Here is a 20,401-nt window from a genome sequence, read left to right as displayed (position 1 = left end):
CGGGCTGGGTAAACGGACGGGGCGTTGCCCCTGTCGTTAATGCCTGGCGGTCGAACATCGTTTGGGAACAAACGGCCGGGGCATCGCCCCCATCGGTCACGGGATTGGCGGGCCGAAGGCCCCGCCGTTTGTGCTCTGGCGGCAACGCCCCCAATCTCCGTCATCGACGCTGGACCCGGTCCAGCGGTCAGGTTTGGATGTTGGCGTTGATGCGGCAGAATTCCATGCACAAGGTCGCGGTGTTCAACAACAGGTGCACGACGATCGCGGGAGTCAATCGGCCGGTTCCTTGATACAAGGCTCCCAGTCCCACGGAGAGGAAAAACAACGGGATGGGAGCGCCGCCTTGTCCCCAATGCATCCCGGCAAAAATCAGGCTGGTCACCACGATCGGCCAGAACGAACGTGGCATCCAGTTCGACGTCCCGTCGTTGGCCGGCGGCGGATCGGCAAACTGTTGCAGACCGCCCTGAAGCAATAGCCGAAACTGGAACTCTTCGACAATCGGCGTGACAAACCCGGCCGATAGCAGCAGAAACAGGAAGGTCCCCAGACGCGTGTCGTCGGCGAGCAGGTTGGTGACCGAATGCTCGTACTGAATCAATTGGACCACCACGATGTTGACCAGCAAGACCGGAGTCAGAATCCAAAGCGTGGCGATCACGCCGCGACGAAGATCGGAGAGCGTCGGGATCAGCCCCAGATTGGAGAGCGTGGCTCCGTTGAGCACTCGCAAGTAGGCCAGCGTCAGTCCGAACGCGATCAGATTGGCATAAAAGTGAGCACGGATTTGTTGTCGCAGCGAAGGGGTTGCCGGGGAACGCTCCGTCACCGACGTGGCTTGTGAATCCGGCAACGATTCCGTCGCATCCTCAGTTCTCTCGACGGACCTGTCCGCGATCGGACGGGCGGAGGACAACGCTTGCTGCGAAACGGCCTGGCCCGAATTGGCCTGATTTGCGCCGGCAGGCAGCGGCTCGGCCGGCAGGTCGCCGCTGGGAAGCCGGCCCCCGGAAAGCAGGCTGGCGGCCAGGATGAACAGACCGAACATCAACAGGAAGTCGAAGACGGTCCACCGCGGGGTCGGCTGCGGTTGGCGGGTGATCAGTTCCTGCGAAACGTCGCCACACAGATTCCGCTTGGATTTGCCCGCGAACCAGCGGATCCACAGCACACACCCGGCCAGCAGCGCCGCAACGACCGACGCGGCGATCAGGGCGAAACCGGCCGTGTAGAGAGCTTCGTGAGTCATTCCGAAGCTGGTTCCGATGCGTCAGGGTCATCAGGCTGGGTTTGCATCAACCGGGCCGCCGTCACCGTGTAGTCGTAGCCCGAGTAGACGGTCAGGAGGATTGCGGACCAGACCAGCACGTTGGTCGTGATCCACAGCCAGGTCGCCGGCGGTGGGCTGATCAGGCACAGCAGCGTCGAGACGATGGCGGCGCATTGCAGCACCATTTTCCACTTGCCCAACCAGCTGGCCGAGAAATCTTTGCCGCTGCCTTCGACCATCCCGCGCAGGCTGGTGACCAGCAATTCTCGCCCGACGACAATCGTCGCCATCCAGGACGCGATCAGCGATCCCTCAATGCCCACCAGGGCGATGAAGGAGCCGCAGATGATGATCTTGTCGACGAAAGGATCAAAAATTCGGCCGAATTTGGTGACCTGGCCGTACTTGCGGGCCCAGTAGCCGTCCATCCAATCGGTCGACGCGGCGACCAGAAAAATGATCGTCGCCAGCAGGTAATGCCCCGTCGGAATCAAGGCCATGACCGCAATCGCCAAACAAAAGCGAATGCTGGTCAGGACGTTGGGGACATTGAAGATCGAACGCGATTCGGGAGCTCTCAAAGCTTTTCCACTCGTTTTGCCTGCAGTCAATATCCCGCTCATGATGATCTTCTCCGGCCGGGTAGGAAAGGGGCAGCAGTCCGGGCCTGACCTGACAGCCGGGGGCCCATCGGCAAGGAGCCCGTTGTGACCGGCGCTCTTCGCCTGAATCCGGGCGCGGGAACGCGTTTTCCCGCGACGCAGATCTTCGTTTCAGCCCGCCGGCGACCGGCCCTTGGCCAATCCCGGGCTTGGCGCGTTTTACTCCAGAAATTCAATTACCGAACATGAACAAGCAAGAAATCGAAGCGGCGATCCCGCACCGCGAGCCGATGCTGTTGCTGGATCGTATCGTCTCGCAGGACGGGGACAACATCGTTTGCGAGAAGACGTTTGGCGACGACGAGTTTTTCGTGCAGGGACACTTTCCCGGTGACCCGATCGTACCGGGGGTGATCCAGTGCGAATGCTGCCTGCAGGCCGGTGCGGTGTTGCTGCAAAAGCAGCTTCAAGATGAGCAGGGCAGTGTGCCGGTGGCGACCCGCATGGACAGCGTCAAGTTCAAACGCATGGTGCGTCCCGGCGACACGGTTCAGATCCACGTGGAGCTGAAGGAGAGTGTCAGCAATGCCTACTTCTTGACCGGGAAAATGTTGCTTGACGGCAAGCCCGCGATGCGGCTGGACTTTGCCTGCAGCATTACCCGGACGGCCAAGGAGGCATCGGTTTGAACGATCGCGCGAAGTCGGCCCCCGCCGGGGAGGCGTTTGATTTCTTGCAGCTTGCCGGAAAGACCTTTCTGGTACTGGGAGTTGCCAACAAGAAGAGCGTCGCATTTGCGATCGCCAGGCTGATCGAACAGGCCGGCGGTCAGGTGATCTATTCGGTCCGCAGTGAATCGCGTCGACAAAGCACCGCCAAGTTGCTCGCCGATCGCGACGTTCGCGTGTGTGATGTCGAGGACCAGAGTCAGATCGATGCGTTGGCGAACCAGTTGGCCGAGGAGGGAGTCTCTCTTCATGGATTGGTCCACGCCATCGCTTTCGCGGACTATCCAGAAGGGATTCGTCCATTTCACGAAACGACGCGGCAGCAGTTCCTGCAGGCCGTCGATATCTCCGCCTACTCGCTGATCAATTTGTGCAACGCGTTGAAAGACCGATTCGATCCGGACGCGTCGGTCGTCACGATCGGCATCAGCACCACGCGGATGGCCAGCGAAAGTTACGGGTTCATGGCACCCATCAAGGCCGCGTTGGAATCGTCCCTGGCATTCCTGACCAAATCGTTCAGCCGGTTCAGCCGGGTTCGATTCAATGCCGTGGCCGCGGGGCTGTTGAAGACCAGCGCGTCGGCAGGGATCCCCGGCTACGTCGATTCGTATCTGTATGCCGAACGGGTGATTCCGCGGGGACAGGCCGTGCAGACCGCCGAAGTGGCGCAGACGGCTGTCTTTTTGCTCTCACCCCGCAGCAGCGGCATCACGGCGCAGTCAATCGTCGTCGACGCCGGAATGGCCATCAACTATTTTGACGCCGCGGTCGTCCAAGCCGTCACCGACTCCGAGGTCCGCTGACCACGTCGGCTGCCGGGCGATCCATTTCCGTTCAATCATTCATTCACACCAACCATCACGATGTCCCGCCAGATTTACATCAACGGCCAATTCTTCGATTCTGAGAATGCCAAAATCAGCGTCTACGACCATGGGCTGTTGTATGGCGACGGGGTTTTCGAAGGGATGCGGATCTATGGCGGAAAGGTGTTCCGATTGAAGGAGCACCTGGTTCGGTTGGAGGAATCCGGGCGGGCCATCGGGTTGCCGTTCCCCATCTCGATGGAGCAGCTGGCAGAGGACGTCAACGCGACGGTCAAGAAAAACGCGATTGAGGATGGCTACATTCGGTTGGTCGTCACGCGGGGAAGCGGGCCGCTGGGGCTGGACCCGTTCAAATGTTCCGATCCGCAAGTAATCATCATTGCCGACAGCATCACGTTGTACCCGGAATCCTTCTATGAGAACGGACTGGAACTGGTGACCGCGTCGACGATTCGGAATCATCCGGCTGCACTCAGCCCCCGAATCAAGTCGCTGAACTACCTGAACAACATCTTGGCAAAGATGGAGGGTTTGAAGGCCGGGTGCGTTGAAGCCCTGATGCTGAACCACAAGGGCGAGGTGGCCGAATGCACCGGCGACAACTTGTTCATTGTCAAAAACGGCCGGCTTTCCACGCCGCCGGTCGAGGCCGGTATCCTGCAGGGGATCACGCGGGATGCGGTGCTGGAGTTGGCACGGGAGGCAGGCATCGAAACCTCCGAGTGTCCGATGACCCGCCACGACATTTATGTGGCCGACGAATGCTTTCTGACCGGCAGTGCCGCCGAGGTGATTCCGGCGGTCAAGCTTGACGGTCGTGACATTGGCGACGGCAATGTCGGCCCGATCACCAAAAAACTGAACGAAGCTTTCCGGAAACTGGTCCGCCAGTGAGTCGATTGGCCGATGGACATTCTTCCGCCGTTGCGTCCACGGCCGTCCAGTCTGCCGCCATCCGGTGGCAACGAGCCCCGGCGATCGGTTTTTCAGACGGAGCCTGGCTGGACAGCGCCAGTTTGGTGAGCCGCGTGGCGCCAGCCGCGGGTTTTCCCGCCTCCACCGGCGGCGAGCGTCTTGCCGGTCATTGCACCGCAAATCATGGTGTTTTTGATTGAGAGGGGCGCCGTCCAGCGAGTCGGGTGTCAAAAGGGCTTGTTTAGCAAGAAATACAGCGATTTGAGCCTGCCCCGATTTGACTTTTGAGGCCCATTGAGGCTTAATGTGGAGCGGCGGAAGCATCGCATTCCCGCTCCACCTACCCACCTTTGCCCCCATCTCGGGGCGTGCCCCCAAGTGAGGCACACACATTTCCCTCGGAGACACTGCATGAAACGGTTCGCAATCCTGTTTAGTTGTTTTGCTTTGATCGCCAGCCCGGTGTTGGCAACTAGCACTTTCAACAAGCAATGGAAAGAAACTTATTTGAGCGGCGATGACGTCAACGAAGATTTCGTGAAGACGGCCCGCAAGGCCGGTTGCTACGTGTGCCACGTCAAAGGCGAAGACAAGAAAAAAGTCCGCAACGAATATGGCAAAGCCGTCAATGAATTCTTGAAGGCCGAGGATTTCCCGAAGGACTACGTGACAGCCAATCCGGAAGAAGCCGCCAAGAAGATCACCGAGGGGCTGAAGAAGGCTGGCGAAAAGAAGAGCAAGGACGGCAAAGAGTTCGCCGCCAAGATCAAGAACAGCGAATTGCCCGCGACCGACGCCGGACTGGACGACTGATCCTGTCGCGTCGGACTTCGGACGCTGTCCGATCCCCGGAAACGAATCGAAACGCTTGCCGATCGTGGTCGACGGCAAGCGTTTTTTTACGGTTCACCGTTGACATCTCACATCACGATCCGGCGGGCGGGCACTGGCCGATCCGCCGTTCGCCCCCGCGTGTCCAGTGCGGCAACTGCTTCGCCGCGCCGCGTGATACGATATTTTCCGTGTCCCTGTTCCTCCCACAAGCTTGAGACCCCCATGCGCCTCACACTGTTTTCCCTGATCGCCGTTTTCGGCGTCGTCTGCCTGTCCACGAATTTGAACGCCGAAGAGCCGAAGACGGAAACCGGGTTCACGACGATCTTCGACGGCAAGTCGATGGACAATTGGAAGTTGGCCGAAGAGAACCAGAATGCCTGGCACGTCGAAGACGGTGCTCTGGTCTGCGACGGCGCTCGTTGCCACCTGTTTTACGTGGGTGACCTGGCACCGTTTGATGACTTTCACTTCAAATGCGATGTCAAAACCACACCGGGCAGCAACGCCGGGATCTACTTTCACACCAAGTACCAGCCGACCGGCTGGCCGCGTTACGGGTACGAATGCCAGGTCAACGTTTCCCACGGCGATCCTAAGAAGACCAGCAGCCTGTACGGTGTGGAAAACGTCGACGACCCGGGGGTGAAAGACAACGAGTGGTACACCCAGGAAATCATCGTCAAAGGACGTCACATCCAGCTGATCGTCAACGGCGAGACGTTGGTCGACTACACGGAGCCGGAGAACAAGGAAGCGTTCAGCAACGACTTTGAACGACGCCTTGGCGAAGGCACCTTCGCACTGCAGGCACATGATCCTGACAGCAAGGTTTACTTCAAAAACATCCGCGTCAAGAAGCTGTAGATCCACCTTACCATCAAGGTGGAACGCGTGTCATCCACGTAGGTCATGCTGTGCATGACGGCGTGATCTACGGGGGTGTTTCTTTGACGCACCGGCACGCGTTGCTTGCCCTGCAGCGCATCTTCAAGCGCATTACTTCTTCGCCAGCGACCAGTCTTTCCGTTGGCGGCTGCTGGGAATTCCCATCCGCTTGCGGTACTTGGTGACGGTGCGGCGGGCGACGGTCATGCCTGATTCTGCCAGCTTCTTGACCAGGCCTTCATCGCTGAGCGGATCGCTCTTGTCTTCGTTGTCGATCAACTCCTGAAGTTTCAGCCGGATCGTATCCCAGGCGACGTCTTCTCCGTCTTCGGTCTGCGTGCCGCCGACGAACAGACGATGCAAGGGGATGATGCCGCGTGGTGTTTGCATCCACTTGTCGTTGACCGCACGGCTGACCGTGGTGACGTGCACGCCAACCTTCTCCGCGATCTGTTGCATTTTCAGAGGCTCAATCGCTTCCGGGCCTTCTTCAAAGAACCGCTTTTGGTGGGCGACGATGGCCTCGGCAACCTTGGTCAATGTGCTTCGACGTTGTTCGATCGATTCGATCAACCACTGGGCACTGTTGATCTTGCGTTTGATGTACTCGCGTTCTTCCGGCGTGCATGAAGGGTCTTCCAAGCGACGACGGTAGTACTCACTGATGTACAGGGTGGGAACCCGGTCGTCGTCCAGCCGAATTTTGTACTCACCGTTTTCGTCCTGCTCCAGGATGATGTCCGGCGTGACGTTGGGGACGTAGGTCTCCATGAACGCGGCGCCCGGTTTCGGATTCAGGACCTGCAGCTCTTCGCGAACCGTCTGGATCAGCTCGATCGAATACCCGGTTTTCTTTTGGATCTGCGGCAGGCGGTTGGCTGCCAGATCCTCCAGGTGCTCGCTGATCAGCTTTTCCATTTCCTCGTAATGCGGAAATTCCGGGCGTAACTGCATCAGCAGGCACTCGCTGAGACTGCGGGCGGCGATGCCGGTGGGTTCGAGCGACTGGACGACCGCGAGTGCTTTTTCGGCCACTTCGTAGTCCTTGACGCTGTGATCGCTCGGAAGCAGATCGGCCAGGGGCGACCGCAGGTAGCCGCCGTCGCGAGCGTCCAGCGTGCTGATGATGCGTTCGGCCAGCCGTTCGACGTCGTCGTCGATGTCCAGCTCGGCCAGCTGGTGCAGCAGGTAGTCGTTCAACGATTCCGGCCGCGATTGGGCGTTGGCCATCAAGTCGTGGCGTCGATCGGCCTCTTCCTGCATCCGGCCCGCGGAGCGCCGGAAGGAGTCATCAAACGTGCTGGGCAGCTCGGAAACCATGTTCTGCAGCCGCTCGAAATCGTCCGAGTTGTCGCCACCTTCGTCGACGACCAGCTCCTTTTCGTCCTCGCTGCGGGTGTCCGCCGATGGCGGTTCGTCGTTGTCGTCGTTGGCGGGATTGTCAATATCCTGCTGTTCCAGAAGCGGATTCTCGTTCATTTCCTGTTCGATGCGTTCCTGCAGCGCCAGCATCGGCAGCTGCAGGATCTCCATCGATTGGATCATCCGCGGGGCAAGCTTTTGGACTTGCATCTGGCGGGCCTGAAGGCCCATCGACATTCGCATTCCACTCATCGGATTCATTTATCCACGTCTGAGATGCACTTTCGACCACCGTCGTCACATCACCCGGTGGATAGGCCAGCATCCTTCAGCCAGCCCCATCATAGCGTTTTTGCGCCACTGGCAAGCACATAGTGTGCCAATCGTCACAATTTTTGCCTTCCGGTGATCGCATCGGCGATCATTTCGCGGTTGGCGTATTCCAGAATGCTTCCGGCGGTGATTCCCCGGGCCAGCCGGGTGATCTGGATCGGGAACTCGGACAGCAGGTTGCTGATGTACAGCGAGGTCCCGTCGCCTTCGACCGTGGGGTTGGTCGCCATGATGACTTCACTGAAGTTGCCTTCGCGGACCCGATCGACCAGAGCGTCAATCGTCAACTGATCCGGGCCGATGCCTTCCAGCGGGGCGATCCGCCCCAGCAGCACGTGGTACAGCCCCTGAAAAGCCTGGGACTGCTCCAGGCTCATCAAATCACGTGGCTGTTCGACAATGCACAGCCGGGTGGAGTCCCGGTTGTCCGAGCGACAGATCGAGCACAGGTCGCCTTCGCAGAGGTTGAAGCAGACGCTGCAATAGCGGACGTCGTTGCGGATCCGACGGATGGCTTCGGCCAATGCCAAAGCTTCTCCTTCGGGGATCCGCAACAGGTGAAATGCCAGGCGTTCAGCGCTCTTGCGGCCGATACCGGGAAGTCGTCCAAGCTGATCGACCAGTTCCGAAACGGCCCCGGCGTGTTTGTCCACCACGTGCTTTCCCGCTTGCGTTGAAGGCTGGCGTCGATCAGTTGCCGGTGAAGGACGTCAGCAGACCGTCAATGCCGGGCATGTCCAGGTTCATCTCGGAGACCATGTCCCGAATCGAATCGGCGTAGGTCTGTTTGGCGGTCGCTCCGGCCTGGTTGGTGGCTTCGGTCACGGCCTGTTCCAATTCGGCCTTTTCCAGCTCGACTTCAATGATCGTGACGGATTGGACTTCGCCGACGCAGTTGACCACCACCAAAACTCGCCCGCAGCTGGAGCTACCGGAGACGTGTTCGGATTTCATCCGCGTATTGAGTTCCTGCATCTTTTGCGGCAGCTCTTTGAACGCCCCCATCATGGAAGCGATGTTGCCGAGATTACCAAGACCTTTGAACATGATTTCGCCGATACTGCGGGGCCGGAAGCGTTGCCAGAGGGCAGGGGATTGTAGCGGAATGGAAACGGGGGCGGAATAAGATCCCCGGCGGCCCGTGACGCTGGCGGGCGGCCGAAATCCAGGCCTCCGCTTCCCCGGCGGCCACCCGATCGGCGTCGCGAAAAAGCGTCCGGCAGGTTTCCCACGCTGGTCGTGCGGTCGAATAGAATGACGGGTCCCGCCTGAACTCTCCTTCCCACCGATTTTGACTCCTGATGCTGCCGCGATTCTTCCTGCTCTCGGTGTTGCTGGCGTCTGCGACTTTGGCTGCCGGCATCGCGGCGTCCCAAGATGTTGATGGGAGGCGAGATTCTTGGACGCGGTTTCGCGGTCCTCAGGCATCGGGCGTGGCGGATGCCGATCTGCCGGTCCAGTGGAGCGATCAGAAAAACCTGGCTTGGAAAACGGAACTGCCGGGCAAGGGCAGCAGTAGTCCGGTCGTTTGGAACGACCACATTTACCTGACCGCCTACGACGGCTACGGCTTGGACGTGGAGGACCCGGGGGAGCGGTCGGCATTGCGGCTGCATGTCTTGTGCATCGGCCTGGACAACGGCGAACTGATCTGGGACTGCGAAATTGAGCCATCGTCGGAAGAGCAACCGGTCGGGAAACGGATCGCGGAGCACGGTTACGCCTCGCCAACACCTTGCGCCGACGGGTCCGCGGTGTATGCCTCGTTTGGTCCCTCCGGCGTGGCGGCCGTTTCACATGACGGCGAATTGCTTTGGCGACGCAATGTCGGCGGCGAAACGGCTGGATTTGGTGCCGCTGCCAGCCCGATTCTTTATCGTGATCTGGTGATCCAGAATGCATCGATCGAATCGGGGAAACTGTTCGCCCTGGACAAAGCGACCGGCGAAATCCGTTGGCAAGCGGATTCGATTGACCGTGCCTGGACGACGCCCACGCTGGTGGAGTTGCCCGGCGGAAAGACCGAATTGATCGTCAACCAGAAAGGCGCCGTGCTGGGATTTGATCCCGACACCGGTGATCGCTTGTGGCAATGCGATGCGATCGGCGACTACGTGGTGCCGTGCGTGATCGCGCGTGGCGATGTGCTTTATTGCAGCGGAGGCCGATCAAACAAGACGTTTGCGATTCGCGCCGGCGGACGCGGCGACGTCTCCGAATCACATCTGCTGTGGGAACAGTCGCGGGGTGCCAACGTGACCAGCCCGATTCTGGTCGGCGACTATTTGTACTGGTCGCACGACAAAGCGATCGCGTTGTGCCTGCGTGCCTCCGACGGTGAGGAAATGTTTCGCGAGCGAATGCCCACACGCGCGCGGGTCTACGCTTCGATTGTCAGTGACGGCAAACGGTTGTTCCTGACAACGCGTGACGCCGGCGTCTTGGTGCTCGACGCGGGGCCCAAGTACAACGAATTGGCCGTCAACCGGCTTGGCGATTCCGAAGAGAGATTCAACGCCACTCCGGCGATCGTCGGCGATCGCCTGCTGCTCAGAAGCGATCAATGCCTGTACTGCATTCGTACAGATTCCAATTGACGGTTTCTTCCTTTCACCTGTTTTCTACTTTCATCCATTCGACTGCGATGCTGCGAACCGTTTCTACCTGTTTGTTGTTGGCCTGGGGCTCGTCATGGAGCGCGATGCACGCGCAAGCGGAGGCGCCCAGCCGTCCCGCGCCGCTGGAGATTCCGGATGCAATGGCGTCCAGTGAAGGGGAGATGAAGCCCTACGCGGAGGTGATTGAACACACCGAGCTGAAAATCGAAATGGTTCCGATCCCCGGTGGCAAGTTCCGCATGGGGAGTCCGGACCAGGAAGCCGATCGAAACGAGGACGAAGGGCCGCAGCGGGTCGTCTCCGTCTCTCCGTTCTGGATGAGCAAGCATGAGATCACTTGGGACCAGTACGACGTCTGGAACGAAGAGATCGACCAGCTGCGTCGGCAGATGCTGTCGCTCGCCAAGACGTCTCGCGACGAAGCGGTCGACGGCGTTTCCAAACCCACCGAACCGTACACGGACATGAGCTTTGGCATGGGACGCGGGAATTATCCTGCAATCTGCATGACGCAACACGCCGCGAGGACTTACTGCAAATGGCTGTCCGCCAAGACCGGCCGTTACTACCGTTTGCCGACCGAAGCCGAATGGGAATACGCATGTCGCGCCGGAACGGAAACCGCCTATTCGTTCGGCGACGATCCCGACAAGCTGGAGGACTACGCGTGGTTCTTTGACAACAGTGACGACAGTTACCAACGCGTTGGTCAGAAGAAGCCCAACCCCTGGGGATTGTACGACATGCACGGGAACGTTTCCGAATGGGTGCTGGACCAGTACACCCCCTACGATTCAATCCAAGAGGCGCTTGATCCGTTGGCCGTCCCAAAAACGCTTTACCCGCGAGTCGTTCGCGGCGGCGGATGGGATGACGACCCCGAAGTGCTGCGCAGCGCCGCCCGCAAGGCGTCAGAAGAAGACTGGAAACAACAGGACCCCCAAATCCCGCGAAGCATTTGGTATCACACCGACGCGCTGTCGGTCGGGTTTCGCGTCGTGCGGCCGCTGAACGAGCCCTCCGACGATCAGAAAGCCGCCAAGTGGGACAAGACTGAGCCCGAACAAAAAGACCCCGAAGAATAACCCGAGGAATCATCCGACTGTGCGGCCGCTTTTCCAATCGGCCGCCCGTTCAGCGATTGCATTGTCCGTTGCCCGCACGAACCCCACGTGCCTTTCCCCAACCTCCCCGCTTCTCGTCCATTTTTCTCCCACCAACAGAATCAGATGACTTCACCACAATCGACTCGCCGACAGTTCTTGCACACATCGACCAAAGCCGCCGCAGCAGCCACGACGCTGGCCGCAGCAGCCGGCCATCGTGTTCACGCGGCCGAAGACAACACCATTCGGATCGGGTTGGTCGGCTGCGGCGGCCGCGGAACGGGAGCAGCGCTGAACGCGCTTTCGGTGGACAACGGCCCGATCAAGCTGGTTGCTCTGGCGGATGTTTTCGAAAACAAACTGAAAAGCACGCATGCTTCGCTGTCGACGCACAAAGAAGTCGGCAGCAAGGTCGACGTCCCCGAAGAACGTCGTCACGTGGGATTTGACGCGTACAAGAAGGTCATGGACACCCTGGAGCCGGGGGACATCGTGATTCTGGCGACGCCGCCGGCGTTCCGTTGGGTGCAGTACACCTACGCCATCGAGCGTGGTTTGAACGTGTTCATGGAAAAGCCGGTGACCGTCGATGCCCCCACCTCGGTGCGAATGCTGGAACTCAACAAGAAAGCAATCGATAAGAACTTGAAGGTGGCGGTGGGTTTGATGTGCCGCCACTGCGTCGCACGGCAGGAACTGTTTGACCGGATTCAGAATGGCGAGCTGGGAGACATCCTGATGATGCGGGCGTACCGCATGGCGGGACCCACCGGTTCGGCCGCTGCGCCGCCGAACAACGGCGACCTGAGCGAGTTGCAATACCAGATCAAACACTTCCACGGGTTTTTGTGGCTGAGCGGCGGAGCGGTCAGCGACTTCTTGATTCACAACATCGATGAATCGTGTTGGATGAAGAACGCTTGGCCGGAAAGAGCCATCGCTTGTGGCGGACGTCACTATCGCGGCGACAACGTCGACCAGAACTTTGACGTTTACGACATCGAGTACACCTTCGCGGACGGGACCAAGCTGTTCGTCGACGGACGGACGATCCCGGGGTGCAAACGTGAATTTGCCAGTTTCGCCCACGGAACCAAAGGCCTGGGGATCATCTCCACTGCGTCGCACACGCCGGCCAAATCGCGAATCTATCGCGGTCAGAATGCTGACGACGCCAATCTGGTCTGGGCCTACCCTCAACCGGAGCCGAACCCTTACCAGTTGGAATGGGACGACTTGATCCGGGCTGTTCGCGAAGACCAAACGTACAACGAAGTGGAGCGCGGTGTGATGGCCAGCGCGGTGACAAGCATGGGGCGGATGGCTGCCCACACCGGTCAGGAGATCACTTTGGAAGCGTTCATGAAGCACGACCACGAGTTCGGCCCGGGGATCGACAAGTTGACCCTGGATTCTGAATCTCCGTTGAAAGCCAATGCCGATGGAAAGTACAGCGTGCCGATGCCCGGTCTGGTCAAGCGGCGCGAATACCTTTGATCGACGCTGACGGACGTCTTGCCGACCGGCGGCGAACGTTTGATGCCGCGCTCGGCGCGCTGGCCGACCTTTGGGGCCGCGGTGCCATCACGACGGCCCGCTCTCCCGTGTCCGCGTGCGTCCACGATGTACCTGATCACGCTGCTTCGTCGGCAATGACGGGGCAGTCCATGGTTTCCAGGTGATGACCGTCGGTCGGTCGTCATTGCCAACGACTTGTTATCTTCTCTCACCGGGATCCCAACGATGCCGAATCGACGTCAATTTGCTGCAGCCGTGACCGCGGCATCCTCCACCTTAGCTTCGGGCGTTTCCGCCGCCACCGCCAGCAACCGAATTCGGATCGGAGTCATCGGGACGGCCAACCGGGGAAGCCAGCTGATCGACGCGTTTCTGCCGCATTCCGATTGTGAGATCGTTGCCGTCTGCGACGTGGATTCGGTGACGTTGCAAAAGTCCGTCGACAAACTGGAAGGCAAACCCAAGGCCTATGACGATTTTCGGCAGGTGATCGATCGCGACGACATTGATGCGGTGGTCATTGCGACGCCCGACCACTGGCATGCGATCCAGACGATCACCGCGTGTGACGCGGGGAAAGACGTGTACGTGGAGAAGCCGCTTTCGATCACCGTGCGAGAAGGTCGGGCGATGGTCAACGCCGCCCGTCGCAACAACCGCATCGTGCAGGTCGGAACGCATCGCCGCAGTAGTCCGCTGTATCGCGAATTGGCGCCGCAAGTTCGGGATGGACTGATCGGAAAGGTTTGCGTCAGCCGGGCGTATCGCACCAGCAACATGTTTCCCAACGGGATCGGACGGGAACAGCCGACCGCGCCACCCAAGACGCTGGACTGGGATATGTGGCTGGGACCGCGTCCGGAACGGGAGTACCAGAGCAACATTGCACCGTACAAGTTTCGCTGGTGGCAACAGTACTCATCGCAGATGGGGAACTGGGGAGTCCACTACTTGGACGCGATCCGGTGGTGCACCGGCGACCTTGCCCCGAGCAGCGTCTGTGCGATGGGCGGGCAGTTCGCGGTCGACGATGACCGAACGATTCCGGACACGTTGCAGGTGACCTTCCAATTCGATTCAGGGCGCCTGGCAATCTTTGGTCAATATGAAACCAGCGGGCACCGGCCATTTCCCAATGGAGAAATCGAGTTGCGGGGCACCGACGGGACCTGTTTTGTCAGCGAACGCGCCTACGAGATCATTCCCGAGACAGGTGGCCAGTTCGCTCCCAAGGGCGAACGGATGAAACCAAAGAAGAAGCAGATCGACGGGAACAACGCCATCCTGACCGAGATGCACGCGCGGAATTTCCTGGATTGCGTCAAGAGTCGGGACCTGCCGCACGCCGATGTGGAGATTGGCCACCGCAGCACGACGATGAGTCTGATTGCAAATATCTCCCATGCCGTGGGGCGGCGATTGGAATGGGATGCGGAATCGGAAAGTTTCCGCGACGATGCCGAAGCCAATTCATTGCTGCAGTACGAATACCGTCAGCCCTGGAAATTGGGATAAGGCGTTGTTTCTTTAGCGTCGGGGTGTGGCTTTCCGCAGCGATCTCGACGGTACGTCCAGGGTCGAACCGTGTCGCCACCGTCGCCAGACGGTGGGCCTGGACCAGTTCCGGTCAGAACAGTGAAAGCCTCCCGGCCAGCGAAAGCGTTAGGATCCCGTGCGTGTTTGTATTGCCCGTGCGTGTTTGTATTGTCTGGGCCCCGGCCTTTTTCATCCGCCCCTTTTCCAACCCCCCTTCAATGGATTGAAATGGTGGCGGTAGTCACTCCACGAACTTGCATCGGAACCCACTCTCATGAAAGCGGCATTTTTGGACCGCACCGGTTCTCCCGACGTGATCCAGTATTCGGACCTGGATGATCCCGTTCCAGGACCGGGACAGGTGCTGATTCGCAACCACGCCGTTAGCGTCAATCCCATCGACACCTACGTTCGTGCCGGCATCGTCGCGTTCGATCTTCCGCAACCGTTCGTCGTCGGATGCGACGCCGCGGGCGTGATCGAAGCGGTCGGATCGGAAGTCAATGGCTTTTCGGCGGGCGATCGCGTGTGGTGCACCAACCAGGGGGTGCTGGGACGCCAGGGAACTTTTTCCGAGATGCTCGCGGTGGACCAACAATGGTGTTTTCCACTTCCCGATTCCGTTGACTACGAATCGGCGGCGGCGAATGCGCTGGTCGGTGTGACGGCGCACTTGGGGCTGTTCCGTTGCGCCCAACTGAAGGCTGCGGAAACGCTCCTGGTGATCGGTGGCTCAGGAGGCGTTGGATCGATGGTCGTGCAAATGGCCAAGGCGGTGGGAGCGAAGGTGATCACAACGGCAGGAAGTGCTGAGAAATGTGATCGGGCAAGCCGGCTGGGGGCCGACCATGTGATCGACTATTCCAAGCAGTCGATCGCCGATGCGGTGAAAGAATTGGCACCCGACGGTGTGAACGTGTTCTGGGAAACGCGTCGCGAACCGGACTTTGACTTGGCGATCGGGGCGTTGGCCCAGCGAGGCCGGATGGTGCTGATGGCGGGACGCGATGCCCGGCCGGAATTCCCCGTCGGCCCGTTTTATGTCAACGAGTGTTCGCTGCACGGGTTCGTGATGTTCAAAGCGGCGGCATCCGAAATGAAGGCGTGCGCCGAGGATATGAATCGCTGGATGGAATCCGGGCAGTTGAAATCAAATGTTGCCCAAACGCTTCCCCTATCGGAAGCGGCCGAAGCGCACCGGCTGCAAGAAGCCGGTGGGGTTGGCGGGAAAATCGTGCTGACGGTTTGATCACCGCAAATACAAGAACGCTTTCATGTTCCAGAGCGATTGAGCCAGGTCCGCCCACGCGGCCCGTTCGTCACCGCCGCGGGCAGCCGTTTGTCGGTTCACAAAATCGGCCAACGCTTGCAACTGTTCCTCGCTGGCCCGACGGGTGTGGGCGGCGAGCACCATCTCGGCGATGCGATCCTTGACTGAACCAGATCGGGACAGTTTTCGATCGGCCCAGAATTGAGCCTGGTCCACGACAAACGGATCATTCATCAACGCCAACGACTGTGCCGGCACGTTCGATTGGCTCCGGCGTCCTTTGGGGCCGAACGGATTGGGCATGTCGAACGTGGTCAGCAGCGGATTGAGAAAGTTACGGTACACCGACAGGTAGATCGTTCTCCGTCCGTCGCCGTCCAAGGGGCCGCTGGGCCGGGCACCGCGTCCGGTCATGAAGGGTGTTCGATAGGTCGCTACTCCGGGGCCGTAGGGCTGCAGGTCCAATCGCCCAGAGTTTGACAAGATGGAGTCACGAAGCGACTCTGCCGACAGACGGCGAACTCGCATCTTGAACAGCAGGGAATTGGTCGGGTCGGCCGTCGCCACCAACGACGGCGCAAGGTCGTCAGCCGCTTGACTTGATTGCAGATAGGTGCGCGACAGCGTCAAACGTCGGATCAGTCGTTTGATCGACCAGCCGTCCTGAACAAACTCGAACGCCAAGTGGTCCAGCAGTTGGGGGTGCGAGGGCGAGATGCCCTGGGGGCCGAAATCGTCGACGGTCGGAACAATGCCGCGTCCGAACAGGTGGTGCCAAACGCGATTGACAAACACTCGCGCCGTCAACGGGTTGTCCTTCGACGCGATCTCGTCGGCCAGATCCAGCCGTGAGCCTTCTTGGCCACCCAATGCTTGCAGGTTTCGCGGTGGAACCAATTCGCCGCGGTTGGTGTGGCTTCCACGAATGTAGATGGCAGCCGGTTCTCTCGTCCCGTCGGCCATCGCGATGACAAACCTTGGCGGGGCGAGGTTCTTGGCCAACTTCTCCCATGCCTTCATTGCTTGAGGAAGGTCCGCGGAAATCGATTCGATCGGAACAATCGTTTCCTTCAAGATCCACCGGAGCAACGACGAACTGCGTCCGTCGGCCAGGTTCGATTGCAGTTGCTGCCAGAGGTTCGCGAACGAATCCGTTGCAGCGGCGTGGGCTTCGGTCTCTGGCGGAGGCTGATGATCGGTCATCCAGATTTGATCAATCGCGATCGAGCCGCGACCATCGTCCACAAATTCCAAGTACGCCCGGTGTCCCAGGTATTTCTTGATGTCGCCCCGCATGGTGACCCATTTCCATTCACCCTGGGTGTCCGTATCAGGGCCCTTCATCAGCGTCCCGTTGAACAGCAGCGAAGACATCGGTGCCATCTGGTAATTGTCGATGACCATCCGCACCAGCAGGCCTTTGTCGGCCCGCATGCGAAGATGAATCGCCGGTGCGGTGATTTCGAAGGTGGGTGAGCGCAGCGTGCCAACTGCCTTGCTTCCCAACGCCGAACTGTCGACCGTGCCGGGCACCAGGTTCGTTTCTTGGACGTCCACGGCAAACCGCAAGGAGTCATCGATGCAGGTGAAAGCCTCTCCGCTGGTCGTCCAGCCGCTGGGAAGGGAGTCGCCTTGGAAATCAGCGATGCGGGTGGCAGCTGCGCGAAAAGCGGTCCAAGCGTCGGAGGCAAATCGGGCGTCGCTGGCACCCTCGTCGACTGGACGTGATTTCAACGGCAGTGATTCAAAACGGGATTCAACGTGCTGGCGGGTTTCCGGGTCTTTCCAAATCGATGCGGTTGCCAGTGAATCGGCAATCCGGTCGCGAAGTCGGCCGATCTCCTCCGCGGTTTGGGCAATGGATCCGCTCGGGTCCAGCGGATAATTCTCGCGGCAACTGCTTTGCAAAAACGCCGACAGCGCGTAGTAGTCGGCGGTGGAGATTGCATCAAACTTGTGGTCGTGGCAGCGGGCGCAGGCGATCGTCAGGCCCAGAAACGCTTTTCCAAACACATCGATTTGGTTGGCCACGATGTCCGCTTCGTTCTGCAAAACGTCCGTCGGCGCATGGGTGGCTTCGTGGAGGTACCAAAATCCGGTCCCAATGATCGATTCATTGAACTGCTCGGTCGGGTGTCGGCGGGGATCCTCGATCAGGTCGCCGGCCAAGTGTTCGCGAATCAGTTGGTCGTAAGGAACGTCGGCGTTGAACGCTCGAATCAGGTAGTCCCGATACTCGTGCGAGTGGGCGATCTTGTAATCGAATTCATGGCCGTAGGTGTCGGCGTAGCGGGTCAGGTCCATCCAATGACGCGCCCACTTTTCGCCGAATTGCATCGAATCCAACAAACGGTCGATGACGCGTTCTCGAGCACCAGGGGCGGTGTCGTTTTCGAAAGCGGCGATCTGCTGCGTTGTCGGTGGCAAGCCGGTCAGATCGTAGGTGACACGTCGCAGCCAGGTCAGCTTGTCGGCGTCGGGGGCGGGATGCAACCCGACCGCTTCCATTCTTGCCAGGACAAAGCGATCGACGTCGTTGCGAGGCCAGTCCGAATGCTCGACGGCCGGCACTGGCGGTGCTTCGATCGGACGCCAGCTCCAGTGCGACTCCACCCGGCCGGCCAAATCAAAGCCTTTTTTAGGAGCCGAAGACGGATCGGCCTCACGCGGGTCGTGGGCTCCGCGACGAATCCACTCTTCCAAGAGTTTGATTTTCTGGGCGGGCAATTTTGAATCCGGTGGCATCCCGGAGACGACCTGCTCCCCGTAACGCACCGCTTCGATTACCAGGCTCTCATCGGGTTGGCCGGGGACGATCGCCGGCCCCGAATCGCCACCGGACTGCCAGCCCGTGCGGGAATCCAGCCACAATCCCGCTTCGGCTTCGTCTCCGCTGTGGCAGTCGTAGCAGTGTTCGACCAATAGCGGACGAATCTCCGTTTCGAAGAATTCGGTTTCATTGGCATCGCCGATCGATTTCGCGTCAAGCTCATTGGCGGCGGCGTTTCGGATCAACGGCAGGCTGGCGACCAGGATCAACGCCAGCGCCCAAGCGATTCGTGATGCGTTCATGCCAGCACTCCTTCGATCAGACGCCCATGAACGTCGGTCAATCGCATGTCGCGCCCGCTGAATCGGAACGTGGAACGGGTGTGATCCAGTCCCAGCAGATGCAACATCGTTGCGTGCAAGTCGTGGATTTCGTAGCGATCCCGAATGGCTCGATAGCCCCATTCGTCCGTCTCGCCCACCGTGACGCCACCCCGAACACCCCCGCCGGCCATCCAGATCGTGAACCCGAACGGGTTATGGTCGCGACCGTTGGTGCCTTGGGCGAAGGGCGTGCGTCCGAACTCACCGGCCCAGACCACCAGAGTGGAATCCAACAGTCCGCGTTGACGGAGGTCCTTGATCAACGCAGTGATCGGCTGATCGACGGTCAGGCAGTTCTTCTGGTGCCCTTCGACCAGGCCATGATGCTGGTCCCAACGATCACCGTTGCCGTCCGGGCAGGTCAGTTCGATGAATCGGACGCCACGTTCGACCAGCCGACGAGCGACCAGGCACTGCCGACCGAATGTTTTCGTGTTCTCGAACGTCGACTCCATGCCATACATCCGCTTGGTGGCCGCCGTCTCTTCGCTCAGGTCCATCAACTCCGGCACGGCGGACTGCATCTGATAGGCGGTTTCGTAGTTCTGAATCGCCGCTTCGATTTCCGCATCGCCCGACGATTCCTCCAGGAAGGCCTGGTCAAACGATTGGATCAATTCCAGTTTGTTGCGTTGCAGGGCGTCGGTCGGCTCCTGACGGCGGATGTTCGCAATTGGCGTGTCCGTCGGAAGAAAGACGCTGCCCTGGTACGCCGACGGCAGGAAACCGCTGCCAAAGCAATCCAGGCCGCCGGGTGGGATCAGTCCGCCGTTGATGACCACAAAGCCGGGAAGGTCCTCGTTCTCGCTGCCCAGCCCGTACCCCAGCCAGGCTCCCATGCTGGGGCGTCCCTGAAGTCCGTTGCCGGTGTGCAGGAAATAGTTGGCCGAGGTGTGTTCGGAGAATTCGCTGGTCATCGATCGGACGAAAGCCAATTCATCGACGACGGTCGCCAGATGCGGGAACAGGCTGCTGACCGTTGCGCCACATTCCCCATGCCGCTTGAATTTCCAGGGGCTGCCGAGGACTTTGCCCACGTTATCGAACTGCGTGGGCGCCAGATTGCCGATCGTTTCGGCCGGGTCGCTGCCGTTGTACTTTTCCAGCAGCGGCTTGTGGTCGAATGTATCGACCTGGCTGGGGCCGCCGTCCATGTAAAGAAAAATCACCCGTTTCGCTTTGGGAGCGAAATGCGTCGGCTTCTCACCCCAGGGAGACTGTTTGGCGGACGCGGTTTCGGACAGCAGGCTCGCCAACGCGATGCCCCCCAATCCGCTACCCACCTGCGTCAACAGGTCACGGCGGGACAGTGAGGGAGCCCGAAAGCGGCCACAGTGGTGACGTTTCATGAGATCGACAGGCGGGATGGAGAGTCAGGCGGGATAGTCCAGTATAGCTGTTTGCGAAACCCAGCGGTCCCCGAATCGGCCGGACG

The 20,401-nt window shown here is 59.8% G+C and carries 17 protein-coding genes; 10 read left to right on the top strand and 7 right to left on the bottom strand.

All coding sequences use genetic code 11. The features are described 5' to 3' along the window. Positions 1–187: 187 nt before the first annotated feature. Positions 188–1,252 carry a CPBP family intramembrane glutamic endopeptidase gene (locus tag FYK55_RS03335; RefSeq protein WP_150074876.1) on the bottom strand — a complete coding sequence of 355 codons (1,065 nt, stop codon included), beginning with the start codon at positions 1,250–1,252 and terminating at the stop codon, positions 188–190. Then, on the bottom strand, positions 1,249–1,854 hold the full coding sequence (gene pgsA / locus FYK55_RS03330; RefSeq protein WP_235908390.1) for a CDP-diacylglycerol--glycerol-3-phosphate 3-phosphatidyltransferase: 606 nt from the start codon (positions 1,852–1,854) through the stop codon (positions 1,249–1,251). The genes FYK55_RS03335 and pgsA overlap by 4 nt, the downstream gene beginning before the upstream one ends. Positions 1,855–2,120: 266 nt before the next feature. Here pgsA and FYK55_RS03325 point away from each other — a divergent pair, with 266 nt between their 5' ends. From FYK55_RS03325 to FYK55_RS03305, 5 genes are all read left to right on the top strand, one after another. After that, positions 2,121–2,564: a 3-hydroxyacyl-ACP dehydratase FabZ family protein gene (locus FYK55_RS03325; protein WP_150074871.1), complete on the top strand. Its 444-nt coding sequence runs from the start codon at positions 2,121–2,123 to the stop codon at positions 2,562–2,564. Then, a complete protein-coding gene (locus FYK55_RS03320) occupies positions 2,561–3,409 on the top strand; it encodes an enoyl-ACP reductase FabI (protein ID WP_150074869.1) in 849 nt (282 codons plus the stop codon). Before FYK55_RS03325 ends, FYK55_RS03320 begins: the two co-directional genes overlap by 4 nt. Before the next feature lie 60 nt (positions 3,410–3,469). Beyond that, positions 3,470–4,327 carry a branched-chain-amino-acid transaminase gene (ilvE, locus tag FYK55_RS03315; RefSeq protein WP_150074867.1) on the top strand — a complete coding sequence of 286 codons (858 nt, stop codon included), beginning with the start codon at positions 3,470–3,472 and terminating at the stop codon, positions 4,325–4,327. Positions 4,328–4,759: 432 nt separating this feature from the next. After that, positions 4,760–5,161, top strand: coding sequence for a hypothetical protein (locus FYK55_RS03310; RefSeq protein ID WP_150074865.1), 402 nt, complete (start codon positions 4,760–4,762; stop codon positions 5,159–5,161). A 243-nt stretch (positions 5,162–5,404) separates the two neighbouring features. Then, entirely contained in the window at positions 5,405–6,049 is a 645-nt protein-coding gene (locus FYK55_RS03305) for a 3-keto-disaccharide hydrolase (protein WP_150074863.1), read from the top strand. Between the two features lie 132 nt (positions 6,050–6,181). Here FYK55_RS03305 and rpoN read toward each other — a convergent pair whose 3' ends face one another. The 3 genes from rpoN to FYK55_RS03290 form a co-directional block, all read right to left on the bottom strand. Then, positions 6,182–7,669 (bottom strand): RNA polymerase factor sigma-54, encoded by a 1,488-nt coding sequence (gene rpoN, locus FYK55_RS03300; protein ID WP_449314224.1) that lies wholly within the window; start codon positions 7,667–7,669, stop codon positions 6,182–6,184. A 149-nt stretch (positions 7,670–7,818) separates the two neighbouring features. Continuing rightward, positions 7,819–8,418: a recombination mediator RecR gene (recR, locus tag FYK55_RS03295; RefSeq protein ID WP_150074861.1), complete on the bottom strand. Its 600-nt coding sequence runs from the start codon at positions 8,416–8,418 to the stop codon at positions 7,819–7,821. 37 nt (positions 8,419–8,455) lie between these two features. Further along, positions 8,456–8,812, bottom strand: coding sequence for a YbaB/EbfC family nucleoid-associated protein (locus FYK55_RS03290; protein WP_150074859.1), 357 nt, complete (start codon positions 8,810–8,812; stop codon positions 8,456–8,458). A gap of 254 nt (positions 8,813–9,066) precedes the next feature. Here FYK55_RS03290 and FYK55_RS03285 point away from each other — a divergent pair, with 254 nt between their 5' ends. From FYK55_RS03285 to FYK55_RS03265, 5 genes are all read left to right on the top strand, one after another. Continuing rightward, on the top strand, positions 9,067–10,362 hold the full coding sequence (locus FYK55_RS03285) for a PQQ-binding-like beta-propeller repeat protein (protein WP_150074857.1): 1,296 nt from the start codon (positions 9,067–9,069) through the stop codon (positions 10,360–10,362). Continuing rightward, the gene (locus FYK55_RS03280; protein ID WP_235908389.1) at positions 10,359–11,468 is read left to right on the top strand and encodes a formylglycine-generating enzyme family protein; all 1,110 of its coding nucleotides are present in this window, start codon (positions 10,359–10,361) and stop codon (positions 11,466–11,468) included. Before FYK55_RS03285 ends, FYK55_RS03280 begins: the two co-directional genes overlap by 4 nt. A 144-nt stretch (positions 11,469–11,612) precedes the next feature. Beyond that, the gene (locus FYK55_RS03275) at positions 11,613–12,986 is read left to right on the top strand and encodes a Gfo/Idh/MocA family protein (protein ID WP_150074853.1); all 1,374 of its coding nucleotides are present in this window, start codon (positions 11,613–11,615) and stop codon (positions 12,984–12,986) included. Between the two features lie 246 nt (positions 12,987–13,232). After that, positions 13,233–14,522 (top strand): Gfo/Idh/MocA family protein, encoded by a 1,290-nt coding sequence (locus FYK55_RS03270; RefSeq protein ID WP_150074851.1) that lies wholly within the window; start codon positions 13,233–13,235, stop codon positions 14,520–14,522. A 295-nt stretch (positions 14,523–14,817) separates the two neighbouring features. Then, complete coding sequence (locus tag FYK55_RS03265; protein ID WP_150074848.1) at positions 14,818–15,792, top strand: NADPH:quinone reductase; 975 nt, start codon at positions 14,818–14,820, stop codon at positions 15,790–15,792. Here FYK55_RS03265 and FYK55_RS03260 read toward each other — a convergent pair whose 3' ends face one another. After that, positions 15,793–18,885, bottom strand: a complete 3,093-nt coding sequence (locus tag FYK55_RS03260; RefSeq protein WP_150074846.1) for a PSD1 and planctomycete cytochrome C domain-containing protein — start codon at positions 18,883–18,885, stop codon at positions 15,793–15,795. After that, positions 18,882–20,315, bottom strand: a complete 1,434-nt coding sequence (locus tag FYK55_RS03255) for a DUF1501 domain-containing protein (RefSeq protein WP_150074844.1) — start codon at positions 20,313–20,315, stop codon at positions 18,882–18,884. Before FYK55_RS03255 ends, FYK55_RS03260 begins: the two co-directional genes overlap by 4 nt. Positions 20,316–20,401 lie beyond the last annotated feature (86 nt).

Origin of the sequence: Roseiconus nitratireducens (assembly GCF_008629675.1) — a bacterium.
Classification (GTDB): domain Bacteria; phylum Planctomycetota; class Planctomycetia; order Pirellulales; family Pirellulaceae; genus Stieleria; species Stieleria nitratireducens.
The sequence above is the reverse complement of the archived record's forward strand: the minus strand, read 5'-3'. Positions and strand labels throughout refer to the sequence as shown.